Raw genomic sequence first — 16709 nt, forward strand, 5'->3', positions numbered from 1 at the left:
CGAATCCCGTGCCCGTTCACCACTGGAGGTGGTGCTTATGACGGGGAACATCCTCACCCCCAATCCCCATGGACCAGGCTCCGGTTCCCGAAATTCCGGTCGTGGTCCTGCGCGCCTCAATCCCGCGGACCGCACGCAGTTGAAGCAGCATCCCGTGAGCCTCAAGCGGATCGCCGCACTGTTCACGCCGCACAAGGCGACCATCGCCGTCGTCGTGCTTCTCATTAGTGCCTCCAGCATCATCGGCTTGGCGCAGCCGTTCCTGGTCCGCCACATCATCGACGTCGCACTGCCCGGCAAGGATCTGCCGCTTCTCGCGTGGCTGGCCGCCGGATTGATCGCTGTGGCAGCCGCAACCGCGCTCATTGGCGTGCTGCAAACCTGGATGACCACGGGCATGGGCCAGAAGATCATGCACACGCTGCGCACGCGCTTGTTCACCCACCTGCAGCAGCAATCACTGGGATTCTTTACCCGGACCCGCAGCGGCGAGGTGCAGTCGCGGTTGAACAACGACATTTCCGGCCTGCAGCAGGTCATCACGTCCACCGCGACCGGTGTTGCATCCAACCTGACCACAGCTATTGCCACCGCCATCGCGATGGTGGCCATTTCACCCGGGCTCTCGCTCCTCTCGCTGATAGTGATCCCGCCGGCTGTCTGGTTCACCCGCCGGGTGGCCCTGCTCCGGCGCAACATCACGTCCACGCTGCAGAGCGAACTGGCTACCATGAACACGCAGGTGGAAGAAGGGCTCTCGGTCTCCGGCGTCCGGCTTTCCAAAACCCTCGGAACCACCAAGCGCGACGCCTACCGCTACACGGAAAGCTCCAAACGGCTGATCGGCCTGGAGATGCGTTCCCAACTGGCCGGCCGCTGGCGGATGTCCACCATGGGCATCATCTTCTCGGCCATTCCGGCGCTCATCTACCTGGCCGCTGGACTACCCGTCACCAGCGGAGGCATGACCATCGGCACGCTCGTGGCGTTCACCGCGCTGCAATCCGCCATCTTCCGCCCCGTGATGAGCCTGCTGGACCTCGGTGTCCAATGGGTCACCGCGATGGCCCTGTTCAGCCGCATCTTTGAATATCTGGACCTGACTCCCGAGATCACGGCCCCGGCGCAGCCCGTGCCGCTGGATCCGGCCTCTGTGCGCGGCGAAGTCCGCTTTGAGGGCGTCCGTTTCGCGTACGACGGCGGCACTGACGTTCTGCGCGGCATCGACCTTACGCTCCCGGCCGGGACCAGCACCGCAATCGTGGGGCCCACGGGTTCCGGGAAATCGACACTTGGCTCGCTGGTCCCGCGCCTGCATGACGCCACTGCCGGACGGATCACCATTGACGGTGTGGACGTCCGAGACATCGCCCCGGAGACCCTGACGAAAATCGTGGGCGTCGTGTCCCAGGAAACCTACCTTATCCACGACACCATCAGGGAGAACCTGCTGCTGGCCGCACCCGAGGCGGACGACGCACTCCTGTGGAGCGCACTGGCCTCCGCGCAGATCGCGGACCTGATCGGGGGCCTGCCCGGCGGCCTGGATACCATGGTCGGCGCCCGCGGCCACCGGTTTTCCGGCGGAGAGCAGCAACGTTTGGCCATTGCCCGCACCATCCTGCGCAACCCCAAAGTGCTGGTCCTGGACGAGGCTACCTCCGCCCTGGATAACGCCACCGAGGCCCAGGTCCAAGCGGCGCTCGATCGGCTGGCCGTTGGCCGGACGACGCTCACCATCGCCCACAGGCTCTCCACCGTGGAGAAGGCAGACCAGCTGGCGGTCCTGGCCGGTGGTGCGATCGTCGAGCTCGGAGTTCCGAGCCAGCTTCGCGATGCCGGCGGCGCCTATGCACGGCTTGCCGAGGCCCGGCTTGCCGAGGGCAGTGAAACCGAAGAAGCCCTGGCAAGACTCACGGCATGAACCGGTACCCGATCCCCACCTCGGTGATCAAGTGGCGCGGGTTCCCCGGCTCCGGTTCAAGCTTCCGGCGGAGCTGGGCCATGTACACGCGCACGTAGTTGGCTTCCTTGGCGTAGGCCGGACCCCAGACCTCGCTGAGGAGCTGCTGCTGGGTGATGAGTTTCTCCGGATTCCGCACGAAGAGGTCCAGGATCCGCCATTCCGTCGGCGTGAGCCGGACATCCTCGCCGTCGCGCGTCACCCGCCGCATTGCCGAGTCCACGGTGAACGACTCGGTGACCAGTATGGGCTGTTCTTCGCCCGGGGCCGCGGTACGCCGCAGGATCGCCCGGAGGCGCGCCAACAACTCGTCGAGCCCGAACGGTTTGGTGATGTAATCGTCCGCCCCTGCGTCGAGGGCTTCGACCTTGTCATCTGAGCCGTGGCGGGCGGAGAGGACCAGAATGGGCACGCTGCTCCACGCACGCAGCCGCGTAATGACCGTTGTGCCGTCGATGTCCGGCAAGCCCAGGTCCAGGATCAGGACGCCCACCGGATGTTGCGCTGCCGAGCGCAAGGCCGATTCGCCGTCGGACGCCGTGGCCACCTTGTAACCGTGGGCTTGGAGCGTTATCCGCAGCGCCTTGACGATATGCGGATCGTCGTCCACCACGAGGACGTTGCTCATCTCGCCTCCCGGGAAACGTCATCCGTACTGCCCGACGGCGGGACGTGGTGGTGCTCCAAGAGCAGCGATTGCGCTTCCAAGGGAGCCTGCGCTTCCTCGTGCGGGAACGTCGCCCCGGTGGAGAGCGGAAGCCTGATCACCATGGTCAAGCCGCCACCCGGTGTCTCCTCAGCGGTGAGGGTTCCGCCCATGGCCTCCGTGAATCCCTTGGCCACGGCGAGCCCCAAGCCAACCCCGGTGGTGGAGGGGACGTCGTTAAGCCGCTGGAATGGCTGGAACATCCTGACAACGCTTTCAGCCGGGACGCCCTGGCCGTGATCGATGATGCGCAGTTCTCCCGCCGGTTTCCCGTTCAATGTCGAAGAGCTGAAGCCGCCCGCCGCTCCCACCAGCACTACGTCGGAGTCCGGAGCATATTTGATGGCGTTCTCCACGATGTTGGCGATGACGCGTTCCAGCATCCCGGCGTCGGCGTCGATCTCCGGCATGTTCCCGGGCAGGTCAACGCGGACCCTTCCCTGCGGTACGCCATGCAGGGCTGCCGGAATCACTTCGTACCAGCGCACCGGGCGGATGAGGGCGTTCACCGAGTCCGAGGTAATGCGGGACATGTCCAGAAGGTTCCCCACCAGGACATCGAGCCGGTCCGAGCATTCCTCGATGGTCGCCAGCAGTTCCTGCTCTTCCTCGGGTGTGTAGTGGACGTCTCTTTGCCGCAAGCCGCCCACGGCCAACTTGATCCCAGCCAGTGGAGTCCGCAGATCATGGGAGACCGCGCGCAGGATCGAGGTGCGCATGGTGTTGCTCTCCGCCAAGCGCATGACTTCACGGCGGCTCGCGGCCAATTGCCGCCGTTCAAGCTGTGCAGAAAGATGCGCGCCGAATGCGCTCAGCAGCCGGCGGTCACTCGCAGGCAGGATCCGGCCGGACAGGACCAGCCGGGTTCCGGCGTCGATCTGCTCGGTGTTGTCACCGCCGTCGGGCGAGAGGGGTGCGGCCTCCCCCGCTCTTGCGACGAGCCTCCAGCCGCTGACCGATGCTCCGGAAGAGTCCGCGCTCGGGCCAACGGTCCTGAACAGTGCCGCCCCGCGCACCTGGAAGACGTCCAATGCCTGCTTCAAGAGTCCTTCCACGGTGTCTTCTGCGCTCGACGCACCTCTGGTGAGGTCACCCAGGGTGGTGGCTTCGGCCCTGGCCCGGGCGGCCTCCTTGGAACGCCGTGCAGAGACGTCCACCACTGCGGCTACGGCGGCGGAAACGCCCACGAACACCAGCAATGCCAGGATGTTCTCGGGGTCGCTGATGGTCAGGGTGCCCTCGGGGGGTATGGAGAAGAAATTCACCAACAGGCTGCTCCACAGGGCGCCCAGCAGCGCCGGCCACAATCCGCCGAGCAACGCCACGGCAACAGAGCCCGTCAACTGGACAAGGACGGCGGTCGCGATGTTGTGCGAAGGGCTCGCAGCCAGCAGAAGCTGCAGAACAATGGGAAGAACAACCGCCAGCGCAAACCCCAGGGCGACTCGAGTGCGGCCGAGGTCACGCTGCCTCGGCCGGTCGACTCCCCTGCCGCCCAAAGGATGCGACACCATGTGCACGTCGATATCATCGGAGTCCCGCACCACCCGGTTGCCGATCCCCCGGCCGGTCAGCCTCCCCACCAGCGTCCGTCGCCGGGAAATCCCGACGACGATCTGCGTCGCGTTAACGCTGCGGGCGAAGTCGAGCAACGCCTTGGCTGGATCCTCCCCTGCCACCGTGTGGTAGCTTCCGCCCAGATCCCGGACCAACAAGCGCTGGGCTTCCAAAGCCTGCGGCGATTCCGACGCCACGCCATCGGCCGCGCGGACATGCACTGCGAGCAAGTCGCCACCGTTCACTCGCTTGAGGATCCGGGCAGCGCGCCGGATGAGGACTTCCCCCTCGGGACCGCCGGTGAGGCCGATGACAATCCGTTCCCGGGCCGGCCAACTCGCCTCGATCCCCTGCTCCGAACGGTACTTGGCCAGTCCTTCGTCCACGCGGTCGGCGAGCCAGAGGAGGGCCAGCTCCCGCAATGCGGTCAGGTTGCCGAGCCGGAAATAGTTGGACAGCGCGGCGTCGATCTTGTCCGCCGAATAGATCTTCCCGTCGCCAAGGCGCTGCCGCAGCAGCTCCGGTGAGATGTCCACAAGGTGGATCTGGTCCGCGCGCCGCACGACGTCGTCGGGCACTGTCTCCGCTTGCCGGACATCCGTGATGGCGGTGACGACGTCGCCGAGCGATGCCAAATGCTGGACGTTGACAGTGGAGAGGACGTTGATGCCGGCGTCGAGCAGTTCCTCGACGTCCTGCCAGCGCTTCGGATTGCGGCTTCCGGGGATATTCGAGTGCGCATATTCGTCGACGACGGCGGTGCGCGGCTTGCGTGCCAAGACCGCGTCAACGTCCATCTCCTGGAAGCTCGTGTCCCTGTACGTGATGGTGTGCGGCGGAATGACTTCCAAGCCGTCCATCAAGGCGCGGGTGTCGCTGCGCCCATGGTCCATGGCGAACGCCACCACCACGTCTTCCCCACGTCCACTCAGCCGGTGGGCCTCTTCAAGCATGGCGTAGGTCTTACCGACCCCCGGGGCAGCCCCCAGGAAAATGCGCAGCGTTGCCCGTGCCATGTGGTCATTCTTTCACTTGGCCGGTGCTGCCGCGGCGACATCCAGGTTCAATTCCGTGACGTTGACCGAAGGCTGTCCCAGGAAGGCCTCAAGACCCGTGACCGTGCGTTGGTCCACCATGGCCTGCACCGTTTCAGGACTGAGTCCGTGCGCCTTGGCCACCCTGGGCACTTGGAGCCGGGCGTAAGCCACTGAAATCTGCGGATCCAGCCCGGACCCGCTCGCTGTCACTGCGTCGGCAGGGACCTCGGACTCCTTGACCCCCTCTGCCGCAGCGACGGCAGCACGGTTGGCTTTGACGGCGTCGAGCAGCTTCGGATCGTTGGGTCCGAGGTTGCTGGCGGAGGACGCCCCCGGGTCCCACTTGGCCGCCGAGGGGCGGGCATGGAACCACAGGGGACTCTGGGTACCGGCGTCGTTCGCGGAGACTTGTGAAATCAAAGCCGATGCTGCGGGCTTTCCGGACGCGTCTTTCACGATGGAGCCGTTGGCCTGGAACGGCGCAATCGCTTGGCCGATGCCGAAAATCGCCAACGGGTAGATCAATCCGAGGACCACGGTGGCCAGGAGCAGGAACCGCAGGGCCGTTCCTGCTTGCCGAAGATAGCCGGAAAGGGTGTTCATGATGCTCCTAGCCAATGCCGGGGATGAGGGAAATGAGCAGATCGATGAGCTTGATCCCGATGAAAGGCGCCACGAGTCCACCGAGGCCGTAGATGGCCAGGTTCCGCGCCAAGGCCTGGTTTGCCGAGACTGCACGGTATTTGACGCCGCGCAATGCAAGCGGAACCAAGGCGATGATGATCAGGGCGTTGAAGATCACCGCGGACAGGATGGCGGAGGACGGCGAAGCCAAGCCCATGATGTTCAAGAGCCCGAGCCCGGGAAAAGTGCCCGTGAAGAGCGCCGGAACGATCGCAAAGTACTTCGCGACGTCGTTGGCGACCGAGAAGGTGGTGAGGGCTCCGCGGGTGATGAGCAGCTGCTTGCCGATGCCCACGATGTTGATGAGCTTGGTGGGATCCGAATCCAGGTCCACCATGTTGGCAGCTTCCTTGGCTGCCGGCGTACCGGAGTTCATGGCGACGCCCACATCCGCCGCGGCGAGCGCGGGGGCATCGTTGGTGCCGTCACCGGTCATAGCCACGAGCCGGCCCTGGGCCTGCTCGTCCTTGATGACGGCCAGCTTGTCTTCGGGAGTGGCCTCGGCGACGAAATCGTCAACCCCGGATTCGGCGGCGATGGCCTTGGCCGTGATCGGGTTGTCACCGGTGATCATCACCGTCCGGATGCCCATCCGCCGCAGTTCGGCGAAGCGGGCGTGCATGCCCGGCTTGACCACATCGGCCAGGTGGATGGTGCCCAAGACCCGGGCTCCGCCGTCGTTCGCGACTCCGGCGACCAAGAGCGGAGTGCCGCCCTGCGCAGAGATTTCCTGCACCTTGTGGTCCACTTCGGCAGGCGTCTGCCCGCCGAAGTCGGCGACGAACTTGGCGACGGCGGTCGCGGCGCCCTTGCGGATTTTCCGCCCGTCGAGGTCCAGACCGCTCATGCGCGTGCTGGCGCTGAATTCGACCACCTCGAAATCTACCGAGCTCGTCAGGAGCGCAAGCAGGTCCGGGCCGCTGACGCCCTTCTCCGCCGCGAGCTCCACGATCGAGCGTCCCTCCGGCGTCTCGTCGGCCAGGCTGGAAAGCCGGGCCGCTTCGATGAGTTCCGTCCGCTCGACGTCGTGGGCAGGGAAGAAGTTGACCGCGCGCCGATTGCCGTACGTAATGGTGCCGGTCTTGTCGAGCAGAAGCGTGGTGATGTCTCCGGCAGTCTCCACGGCGCGGCCGGACGTGGCCAAGACGTTGTGCTGCACCAATCGGTCCATGCCCGCGATGCCAATGGCCGGCACCAGCGCTCCGATGGTGGTGGGGATCAGGCAGACCAGCAACGCCACCAGGACAATGGGCGACGGCGTCGCCCCGGGCAGGGAAGCGAACGGGGCCAGGCTCATGGTGACCGCCAAAAACACGATGGTCAGGGAGACAAGGAGGACGTGGAGCGCGATCTCGTTGGGCGTCTTCTGCCGGACGGCCCCTTCCACGAGCTTGATCATCCGGTCAATGAACGTCTCGCCGGCCTCGGCGGTGATCCGAATGGCGATCCGGTCGGAGAGGACCTTGGTGCCCCCGGTCACCGAGGAGCGGTCGCCGCCGGATTCGCGGATGACGGGCGCCGACTCGCCGGTGATGGTGGATTCGTCCACGCTCGCCAGGCCCTCGATGATTTCGCCGTCGGAAGGGATGACGTCCCCGGCTTCGCAAATGACGACGTCGTTCTTCCGCAGTTCCGTTCCCGGCACCTCGTTGGTGGTGCCGTCCTCGAGCCGAAGCCTGGCGACAACGCCCTTCCGGCTGGCCCGGAGGCTGTCTGCCTGGGCCTTGCCGCGGCCCTCGGCGATAGCTTCGGACAACGTCCCGAAGAGGACTGTCAACCAAAGCCACGCTGTCACGGCGATGCCGAACACAGCCGGCTTGAGGATACAGATGGCCGTGCAGAGGGCCGCACCGACCAGCACGGTGAACATCACCGGAGAATGGATCATCTGGCGCGGCGCGAGCTTTCGCACAGCAACCGGCAGGGCAGACCGGAGGCTGGCAAGGTCCAGCTTGGCGGGTGCCTTGGTGTGGTGCTTGTGTTCTCCCGGGGTGCCGAGGGGATTGCCGTCCGCATAGGTCTGGGCGGCGGTGTCCTTGGCGAAGGCCGTGCCGGACTTGGTCATTTGAGGAGTCCTTCTGCGAGGGGGCCCAGGGAAAGGGCCGGGAAGTAGCTCAAGGCGGTCATGATCACCGTGACGCCGAGCAAGAGCGAACCGAAGAGCCAGCCGTGGGTCGGGACCGTGCCGGAGGAGGCCGGGATCCGCTGTTGTTTTGCCAGGGAACCTGCCAGGGCAATCACCAGCACGATGGGCAGATAGCGGCCCAGCAGCATGGCGAGGCTCATCATGGTGGACAGGTATGGGCCTGAACTGGTGATCCCGCCGAAGGCCGAGCCGTTGTTGTTCGCACCGGACGTGAAGGCATAGAGCACTTCGCTGAACTGGTGCGGTCCGGAGGCAGGTGCATTGGCCACGGCATCCGGAAGCAGGACCGTGACACCGGCGAGCGCCAGCACCACGACGGGTGTTACGAGGATGTACATTGCCGCGAGCTTCATCTCCCGGGGCCCGATCTTCTTGCCCAGGAATTCCGGGGTGCGGCCCACCATGAGCCCGGCGATGAACACCGAAACAATCGCGAGGATCAGCAGGCCGTAGAGTCCTGATCCCGTGCCGCCGGGGGCAACTTCACCGAGCATCATGTTCACCATGGCCACGCCGCCGGCCAGGGGCGGGAGGGAATCGTGGGCGACGTTGACCGCACCGGTGGACGTCAAAGTGGTGGCCGTGGCAAAGATCGAGCTTTGGGCGGCGCCAAGTCGCTGCTCGAAGCCCTCGCCCAAACCTCCGGCAGCCGCCGTCGCGGTTCCTTCCGCGGACGCGACGGCCCAAGCCATGAGGACAGTGGAGCTCAGCCAGAGAGTAGCCATGACGCCGACCACCGTGTACCCCTGCCGCTGGTCCCCCACCATGCGGCCGTAGGCATAGGGAAGCGCGGAAGGGATCAGCAGGATCAGGAAGACTTCGAACAGGCTGATAAAGACGTTGGGGTTCTCGAACGGGTGGGCCGAGTTCGCGTTGAAGTAACCCCCGCCGTTCGTGCCCAGGATCTTGATGGCTTCCTGGGACGCAACTGGTCCACCGGGGATCGCCTGGGTAATGCCTGCTGCCTGGTTGGTGACCTCGGTGGACCAGAAGTTCTGCACCACGCCGCCGATCACCATCACGATGGCCGCGAGGGCAGCCATCGGGAGGAGTACACGGAACGAAGTGCGCGCCAGGTCCACCCAGAAATTCCCCAGCCTGTCCGTCCGGGTCCGTGCGATGCCGCGGATCAGGGCGACCACCACCACGATTCCGACGGCGGCAGAGAGGAAGTTCTGCACGGCCAGCAGGCACATCTGCACGAAGATGCCCATGGTGGTCTCGGGGACGTACGTCTGCCAGTTGGTGTTCGTGGCAAAAGAGATAGCCGTGTTCATGGCCGTCCAGGGATCTACGCCGGGGAGAGAGTTGTTCCCTGGCAGGACTCCTTGAAGCCGCTGGAGGAGGAAGACCACCAAGATGGACACTGCGGAGAAGACCAGGACGCTGCGCAAGTAGACGGACCAGACCTGCTCGGTGTCTGGGTCCACCCCGGTCAGCCGATAGAACAACTTTTCTGCGCGGCTCGACTTCTTGCCCTCAAATACACCGGCGAGGTACACGCCCAGCGGCTTGTGCATTAAGACAAGCAGCATGAGCAGGACTGCCACCTGGGTGATGAAGGAGGCAACGCTGAAAACCATCCGCGATCACCACTTTTCCGGATGGATCAAAACGGCCAGCAGGTAGCCGAACAAGCACAGGCCTGCAATGAACAGGACCAACCACATCACGGCGTCGGCGCTCACTGCCCGTTCACCGGCCCGTCGCGATCCACGATCTTCCCCAAAAGGTGGGCTATCCACATCACGATCCCCATGGACACCACGAAGATCCCCACAACAGCCACGTCGGCCATTGGAACGTCCTTTCATCTGCGCCCCGTTTGTGGGGCTGATGCCAGTCAACTCCGTGTCGAGCGACGAAAAGGCGTTCCTAACGGTTCCTTAATGCGGTCCCGGCTTATCTTGACGCGGTCTTAATGCCGGCCCAACTATCCGGCAGCCGAACACGATCCTCCATCAGATATACGGCCACAATCCCAAACGCCCGCTCACAAACGCTCGCAAAGAGGTAATCGCGCGTCGTACGAATCCCGACGGCGGCGGGGTCCGCACCCTTGACAGAGCCCCCGCGAGGCGTGAATGATACGAGCCTCACCAGCTTCGTCCCTTCCGGTGGACAATCGCCAAGTTGGTGTCCGGACTTGTCGAAAGAGCGCAGTGACAGTCATCGTGTGGGCGTGTTTTTCGGTCGGAATGGCGGGGTTGCTCCTGACCTGGATGAGCGTGATTGGAACGCTCATAGTGCCGCGCTCGCTGCGCAGCTCGCTGTCACGGGTGACCGCTTTGGCCACGATGCGGGTATTTCTTGCCATCACAAAACCCGTGGCGTCCTACGAGGTACGCGATCGGATCCTTGCCTGGCAATCGCCGATGTCGCTCTTCGTCCGCCTGATCGTTTGGGTCATCCTGTTTTATGCGTCGTTCAGCCTCCTCCTGCTTCCCTTCGTCGACGGCGACATGTGGCAAGCCGCAAGCGAAGCCGGCTCCGCGATGTTCACCCTCGGCTACGCGGCCCCGTCGAACATCGGCAACACGGTGTTGGTCTACGCGGCCGCATACACCGGATTGATAGTCATCGCTTTGCAGATCGGATATCTACCGACGCTTTACGCAGCTTTCAACAGGCGTGAAGCGGAAGTCACGCTTCTGGTATCGAGGGCAGGATCACCTGCATGGGGACCGGAGCTTCTGGTGCGCACCCGGTTCGGCATGGCCGCTCAAACAAGCACCAGTGAGCTCAGCGAGCTCTACCGCACGTGGGAGCGATGGGCCGCTGACGTTGCCGAGTCGCATAGCGCCTACATCACGCTGGTGTGGTTTCGTTCGCCTGCACCGCTATCGAACTGGCTCAACTCCCTCCTCAGCGTGATGGACGCGGCCGCGTTGCAGCTTTCCCTGAGCCCGGAGTCGGCGCCGAGCACTCGGGCACGGCTGGTCCTTCGAATGGGGTTCACATGCCTGAACCAAGTGGCGCGTGCCATCCGTATCCCGGTGGACGACGATCCTGATCCCGATTCCGAACTCGACGTGAAGTTCGAGGACTTCCAATCAGCAGTGGAACTCCTGCGAACCGTCGACTACCCGATAGAAGTGAGCGCGGAACAAGCGTGGCCCCATTTCAGGGGCTGGCGCGTCAACTACGAAAAAGTCGCCTACGCAATCGCCTACGCAATCGACGCCCCGCCCTCAATGTGGAGCGGCCCACGACGCTTCGCGTCCGAACCGATCATGCCGCACCGGCCGAAGAACCGTACCGCCAAGGAGGTCAAGCCGGACGATCCGCAAATGATTGCTCGCCGGAAGAACGGGTGATTCGGGGTGCGTTCCGGACCCCGGCACACACCTGGCGACGCGGAAATGGCCAGCCGACACGGAAAAGCTCTGACGACCCCCGAAACCGGCGGCGCCAGACAATTACCGTGTCGCCAGGCACTTACCGTGTCGCCCGAACCAACCCCGAACCAACGGAGAGCCGCGTTCTAGATCTGCCGCTTCGACGAGATGACCCCGGTGTTGAAGCCAGCCAAGTGAAGGCCGCCATGGAAGCGCGCGTGCTCGATTTTCACGCAGCGGTCCATCACCACGTTGAGTCCTGCTTCCTGGGCGCTGCGGGCAACCGCCTCGTGCCAGGAACCGAGCTGGAGCCACAGGGTCTTGGCGTCTGCCGCCACGGCTTCTTCGAGTACCCCCGGAAGATCGTCGTGCTTACGGAAAACGTCCACGATGTCCGGGGACTCGGGCAGCTCGGCCAAGGAAGCGTACGTGGGCTGGCCCAGGATTTCCTTGACCACCGGGTTCACGAAAAACAGGCGGTACTTGGTGGACGATTTCAGGTAACTTGCCACGAAGTAGCTGGCACGGGAGGGCTTGTCCGAAGCGCCGACGATCGCGATGGTCTTGGCTTGGCGGAGCAAGTTAAGCCGTTCCGGCGCGGATGGACCTTCCCACGTGCGGATTCCGTTGTTGCTCATGCGCCCGCTCCAATGCTCTGACTGTCCAGGCTGCAGGAATCTGCAGCCTCCCCAAGAACGACGGCGGGTTCCGCCAGGGCATCCTGTGCTTCCGTGAGTGCCTGGTCCAGATCCCAGAGAATGTCCTCGAGGTCTTCGAGGCCCACCGAAATGCGGACGAGGTCTTCGGGAACACCCGCGGATTCCAGCTGTTCGGGACTGAGCTGCTGGTGGGTGGTAGATCCGGGATGGATCACAAGGGTCCGGGAATCGCCGACATTGGCCAGATGCGAGGCCAGTTGGAGCGCCTCGATGAACTTCTGCCCTGCGGCACGGCCGCCCTTGACGCCGAACGAAAAGACCGAGCCTGGTCCCAGCGGCAGGTATTTCTTGGCCCGCTCGAAGTGCGCATGCGAAGGAAGCCCGGAAAAATTCACATAGGCCACGCGGGGGTCCGCTTCAAGCCATTCAGCCACTGCCTGGGCATTGCGGAGGTGCTCGTCGAGGCGCTGGGGGAGCGTCTCCACGCCTTGCAGAAGCTGGAACGCCGATTGCGGGGACAGGGCCGGTCCGATGTCGCGCAACTGCTCGCAGCGCAGCTTGGTGAGGAATCCGTATTCACCGAAGTTCCCCCACCAAGACACGTTGCCGTAGGAAGCAACGGGTTCGGTCATGGTGGGGAATTTGCCGTTGCCCCAATTGAACTTTCCGCTTTCCACGATGACGCCGCCGAGCGTGGTGCCGTGTCCGCCGAGGAATTTGGTGGCCGAGTGGATCACAATGTCCGCACCGTGTTCGAAGGGCCGCACGAGGTAGGGCGTGCTCAAGGTGGCGTCCACCACGAGGGGGATCCCGGCGTCGTGCGCCACCTTGGCCAGCCCCTCAAGGTCCTGGACCTCGGAGGAGGGATTGGCCACCACCTCGACGAAGATCGCTTTGGTGTTCTCGCGCACCGCGGCGGCGTAGTCCGCCGGGTCCGTCCCGGGAACGAACGTGGTGTCCACGCCGAAGCGGCGCAGCGTGACGTCGAGCTGGGTCACCGTACCGCCGTAGAGCTGGGAGGCGGCCACGATATGGTCCCCCGCCTGGGTCAGCGCCGCGAAGGTGATGAACTCCGCCGCCATGCCCGAGGACGTCGCCACGGCGCCGATTCCGCCCTCCAGGGACGCGATGCGCTCTTCGAACGCAGCCACGGTGGGGTTGCCGATCCGGGAATAGATGTTGCCGTACTTCTGCAGCGCGAAGAGGTTGGCGGCATCCTGGGTGTCCTTGAAGACGAAGGACGTGGTCTGGTAGATCGGCACCGCGCGGGCGCCGTGCTCGGCGTCGGGAGTCCCGCCGGCGTGCAGGGCGCGGGTGCGGAAGCCGAAACTGCGCTCCGTCATTACGCGTTCACCAGCTTGGTGGTTGAGTCGGTCTGTGCCACGGGTGTCCCGGAGAGGTCCAGCTCGACGCCGTTCTTGCGTGCCAGATCAGCCTCCAGTTCCCGGACGATCGGCAGAATATCCCGGCCGAAGGCCGCGACCTCCTCCTGGAAATGCAGGTAGCCGGTGAGGAAAAGGTTCACGCCGATCTTTTTGTACTCGACGATCCGTTCCGCGATCTGCTCCGGGGTGCCGATCAGCTGGGTCTTGAAGCCGTCGTTGTACTGGACCAGATCCTCAAAGCTCGAGTCGGCCCACATGCCCTTGCCGTCCTTCGTGGAAGCTCCCGCTTCCTGGACCGCGGCGCGGAATCCTTCGACGGCGGGCTTGTGCGCCTTCTCGACGATCTCCCGGAGGGTGTCCCGCGCCTCCTTTTCGGAGTCGCGCGCGATGACGAAGCCGTTGAGGCCGAAGCGCGGGGCCGGGAGAGCGCCCTCAGTGCCGCGGCGTGTTTCGCCGGATGCCGCGACGACGCCGGCGATGTTCTCCTTGAATCCTTCCAAGTCCTTCCCGTTGGAGAAGTACCAGTCCGCAACGCGGCCGGCTGTGGCCTGCGCGGCTGTCGAGTTGCCGCCGAAGAAGATCTCCGGGTGGGCGCGCCCGGGCACGTCCACCGGTGCCGGGTTCAGGGTGAAATCGGTGATGTTGTAGTACTTTCCGGACTGGCTGTATTCCTGCTCGGTCCACAGCCCGCGGAGGACCTTGATGAATTCTTCGGTGCGGACATAGCGTTCGTCATGTTCCAGCCATTCCAGACCGAAATTCGTGAACTCGTTCTTCAGCCAGCCTGAGACGATGTTGACGGCGGCGCGTCCCTGGGAAATGTGGTCCGCCGTAATGATGTACTTCGCCAGTACCCCGGGATGCCACATGCCCGGGTGGACGGCGGCAATGACCTTGAGTCGTTCGGTGGCGGCCAGCAAGGCGAGGCTGAACGACGTCGCCTCATGCTGCTTGTCAGCACCGTACGAGGCTGCATAGCGCGTTTGGGTCAGTGCGTATTCGAATCCGGAATTCTCCGCGATGCGGGCCAGTTTCTTGTTGTAGTCAAAGTCCCATCCGGTGCGTTGCTCGATGGTGGAAACCACCAGGCCCCCGGAGACGTTCGGCACCCAGTAGGCGAACTTGAGCGGTTCGGAGAGCCGCGCGACGTTGCTGATCTCGGTCATGAATTTTCCTTTACTAGGGCCCGCTCGCGCAGGATGTCCTGGATGCCGGCGATCGCCGGTTCGTTCTGGAGTGAGGTTGTATCGCCCAAGGCGGTTCCCTCGAAGAGTTGGGTGAGCAGCCGGCGCATGATCTTGCCGCTGCGGGTCTTGGGTACGTCAGCCACGACGACGACGTCGCGCGGCTTTGCGATCGGGCCGATCTCTTGGGCCACGTGGTGACGCAGTTTCGCGGCAACCTCGTGTGAAGCTCCGCCCTTGAGGACTACGAACGCGACGACGGCGTGCCCCGTCTTGGGGTCGGGCACGGGACAGACCCCGGCCTCCACGACGTCCGGATGGGACACGAGGGCCGACTCGATCTCGATCGTGGACAACAGGTGACCGGAAACATTGAGGGTGTCGTCCACCCGTCCGAGGATCCAGATGTCGCCGTCGGAGTCGTATTTCGCTCCGTCGCCGGCAAGGAACCACCCTTGTGCCGCGTACTTGCTCCAGTACGAATCGAAGTAGCGCCGCGGGTTGCCCCATACGGTCCTCGCGATCGCCGGGCCGGGACGGTCCACCACGATGAAACCGTGGACGCCCGCCGGTACCAAGGCGCCGGCGTCGTCAACTACCTTGGCACTGACTCCAGGCAGCGGCCGGGCAGCGCAACCCGGTTTGAAGTCCGTGTCCGTCGGGGCTGGCGAAAGGATGGTGGCGCCGGTTTCCGACTGCCACCAGGTGTCGACGACGGGAACGGTGCCGCCGCCAAGGTTCTTGCGGAGCCATCGCCATGCTTCAGGATTGACTGCCTCGCCTACCGTGCCAAGGAGGCGGATGGACGAGAAATCGTAGGTGTCCGGAACGCCGTCCGGGAACCAGCCCATCAGGGAACGGACCAGCGTGGGCGCCGTGTAGTACTGAGTGACCTTGTAGCGATCGATGATTTCGAAGTGGCGGCCCGGATGTGGCGTATTGGGCGTGCCTTCGAAAATCACCTGGGTGACGCCATTGGAGAGGGGGCCGTAAATCTCGTAGGTGTGCGCTGTGACCCATGCGAGATCGGCGGTGCACCAATGGACGTCGCTGTCCCGCAGTGCCGGATCCGGGTTGCTGAAGAGGTGCTCGAAGCTCCATGAGGCTTGCGTGAGGTAACCGCCCGAAGTGTGCACGAGGCCCTTTGGCTGACCGGTTGTCCCCGAGGTGTACATGATGAAGAGTGGAGTCTCGGCGTCGAAGGCTTCAGGCTCGTGCACTTCCGAGGCCGGTTCGACGACGTCGTGCCACCACACATCGCGGCCGGCCACCATGGGGATGGTGTCGAGTTCGTCGCGGGCAGTGGTGCGGTTGACGACCAGTACCCGCTCGATGGCGTTGTCCCCCGCGACGGCGGCATCCGCGTTTTCCTTGACCTGAACCGCGACGCCTCGCCGGAACTGACCGTCCGTGGTGACAAGGAGCTTCGCCTGGGTGTCCTCGACGCGGAAGCGCAGGGCCTCTGCGGAGAAACCGCCGAACACGAGCGAATGGATGGCTCCGATGCGCGCCACTGCGAGAGTAATGATGATTGTTTCGGGAATCACGGGAAGGTAGATCACAACGCGATCGCCTTTGCCGATGCCGAGTGCCAGAAGCGCGTTTGCAGCCTTGGAAACCTCGCGCAGGAGCTCTGCGTAAGTGATGGCGCGGCGGTCGCCCGGTTCGCCTTCGAAGTAGAGGGCAACCTTGTCTCCCCGTCCCGCGGCGACGTGGCGGTCCACACAGTTGTATGCGACGTTTAGCTTTCCGCCGTCAAACCAAGTGATGTCGGGTCCACGGCCTGCGGAAACGTCGCTTGGCACCCAATTGTGGGCCGTTTCCCAAGGCTTGCCATTCGATCGTTCAGCCCAGTCCAAGCGGAGGGCCTGCGCCTCCCAGAACGCCACAAAATCGTCCGTGACTTCATCACGTTGCTGGGACATAGCAATACTCCATCGTTTCCTGGCTTGGCACCTTCGGCGCACGCGGACTGGGTAGCTCGCCCGGCTGGCGAAACGCTGGTTACGGTCTCATCGATCCGGCCTCTTTTGGCCGAATTCGCTGGTTC

Annotated in this window: 12 protein-coding genes; 2 read left to right on the top strand and 10 right to left on the bottom strand. The window is 64.2% G+C overall.

Annotated features, from left to right (window positions below):
* The first annotated feature begins 37 nt into the window (after positions 1-37).
* On the top strand, positions 38-1924 hold the full coding sequence (locus A3M3_RS26010; RefSeq protein WP_051423406.1) for an ABC transporter ATP-binding protein: 1887 nt from the start codon (positions 38-40) through the stop codon (positions 1922-1924).
* Here the strand turns inward: A3M3_RS26010 and A3M3_RS0119580 are convergent.
* Genes A3M3_RS0119580 through A3M3_RS27680 form a run of 6 tightly spaced genes read right to left on the bottom strand, consistent with a single transcriptional unit; the run spans position 1914 to position 9763 of the window.
* The gene (locus A3M3_RS0119580; protein WP_028267767.1) at positions 1914-2591 is read right to left on the bottom strand and encodes a response regulator; all 678 of its coding nucleotides are present in this window, start codon (positions 2589-2591) and stop codon (positions 1914-1916) included. The genes A3M3_RS26010 and A3M3_RS0119580 overlap by 11 nt on opposite strands.
* On the bottom strand, positions 2588-5242 hold the full coding sequence (locus tag A3M3_RS26015; protein ID WP_081736957.1) for an ATP-binding protein: 2655 nt from the start codon (positions 5240-5242) through the stop codon (positions 2588-2590). The genes A3M3_RS0119580 and A3M3_RS26015 overlap by 4 nt, the downstream gene beginning before the upstream one ends.
* 12 nt (positions 5243-5254) lie before the next feature.
* Positions 5255-5866, bottom strand: a complete 612-nt coding sequence (gene kdpC, locus A3M3_RS0119590) for a K(+)-transporting ATPase subunit C (RefSeq protein ID WP_028267768.1) — start codon at positions 5864-5866, stop codon at positions 5255-5257.
* A gap of 7 nt (positions 5867-5873) precedes the next feature.
* Positions 5874-8012, bottom strand: coding sequence for a potassium-transporting ATPase subunit KdpB (gene kdpB, locus A3M3_RS0119595; protein ID WP_028267769.1), 2139 nt, complete (start codon positions 8010-8012; stop codon positions 5874-5876).
* Positions 8009-9676: a potassium-transporting ATPase subunit KdpA gene (kdpA, locus tag A3M3_RS0119600; protein ID WP_035743387.1), complete on the bottom strand. Its 1668-nt coding sequence runs from the start codon at positions 9674-9676 to the stop codon at positions 8009-8011. The genes kdpB and kdpA overlap by 4 nt, the downstream gene beginning before the upstream one ends.
* A gap of 6 nt (positions 9677-9682) precedes the next feature.
* Entirely contained in the window at positions 9683-9763 is an 81-nt protein-coding gene (locus tag A3M3_RS27680) for a potassium-transporting ATPase subunit F (protein ID WP_231497388.1), read from the bottom strand.
* A gap of 492 nt (positions 9764-10255) precedes the next feature.
* On the opposite strand from A3M3_RS27680, the gene A3M3_RS26020 reads away from it, so the two are divergent.
* Positions 10256-11410, top strand: a complete 1155-nt coding sequence (locus tag A3M3_RS26020; protein ID WP_051423407.1) for a hypothetical protein — start codon at positions 10256-10258, stop codon at positions 11408-11410.
* Between the two features lie 167 nt (positions 11411-11577).
* Here the strand turns inward: A3M3_RS26020 and A3M3_RS0119620 are convergent, their stop codons facing one another.
* From A3M3_RS0119620 to acs, 4 genes are read right to left on the bottom strand one after another with little or no spacing between them, the layout of a single operon-like run.
* Complete coding sequence (locus A3M3_RS0119620; RefSeq protein ID WP_028267771.1) at positions 11578-12069, bottom strand: CoA-binding protein; 492 nt, start codon at positions 12067-12069, stop codon at positions 11578-11580.
* Positions 12066-13433: an O-acetylhomoserine aminocarboxypropyltransferase/cysteine synthase family protein gene (locus A3M3_RS0119625; protein ID WP_028267772.1), complete on the bottom strand. Its 1368-nt coding sequence runs from the start codon at positions 13431-13433 to the stop codon at positions 12066-12068. Before A3M3_RS0119625 ends, A3M3_RS0119620 begins: the two co-directional genes overlap by 4 nt.
* Entirely contained in the window at positions 13433-14641 is a 1209-nt protein-coding gene (gene sfnG / locus A3M3_RS0119630) for a dimethylsulfone monooxygenase SfnG (RefSeq protein WP_028267773.1), read from the bottom strand. Before sfnG ends, A3M3_RS0119625 begins: the two co-directional genes overlap by 1 nt.
* Complete coding sequence (gene acs / locus A3M3_RS26025; protein ID WP_035743389.1) at positions 14638-16584, bottom strand: acetate--CoA ligase; 1947 nt, start codon at positions 16582-16584, stop codon at positions 14638-14640. The genes sfnG and acs overlap by 4 nt, the downstream gene beginning before the upstream one ends.
* Positions 16585-16709 lie beyond the last annotated feature (125 nt).

This window comes from Arthrobacter sp. MA-N2 (assembly GCF_000517125.1).
Lineage (GTDB): Bacteria > Actinomycetota > Actinomycetes > Actinomycetales > Micrococcaceae > Arthrobacter > Arthrobacter methylotrophus.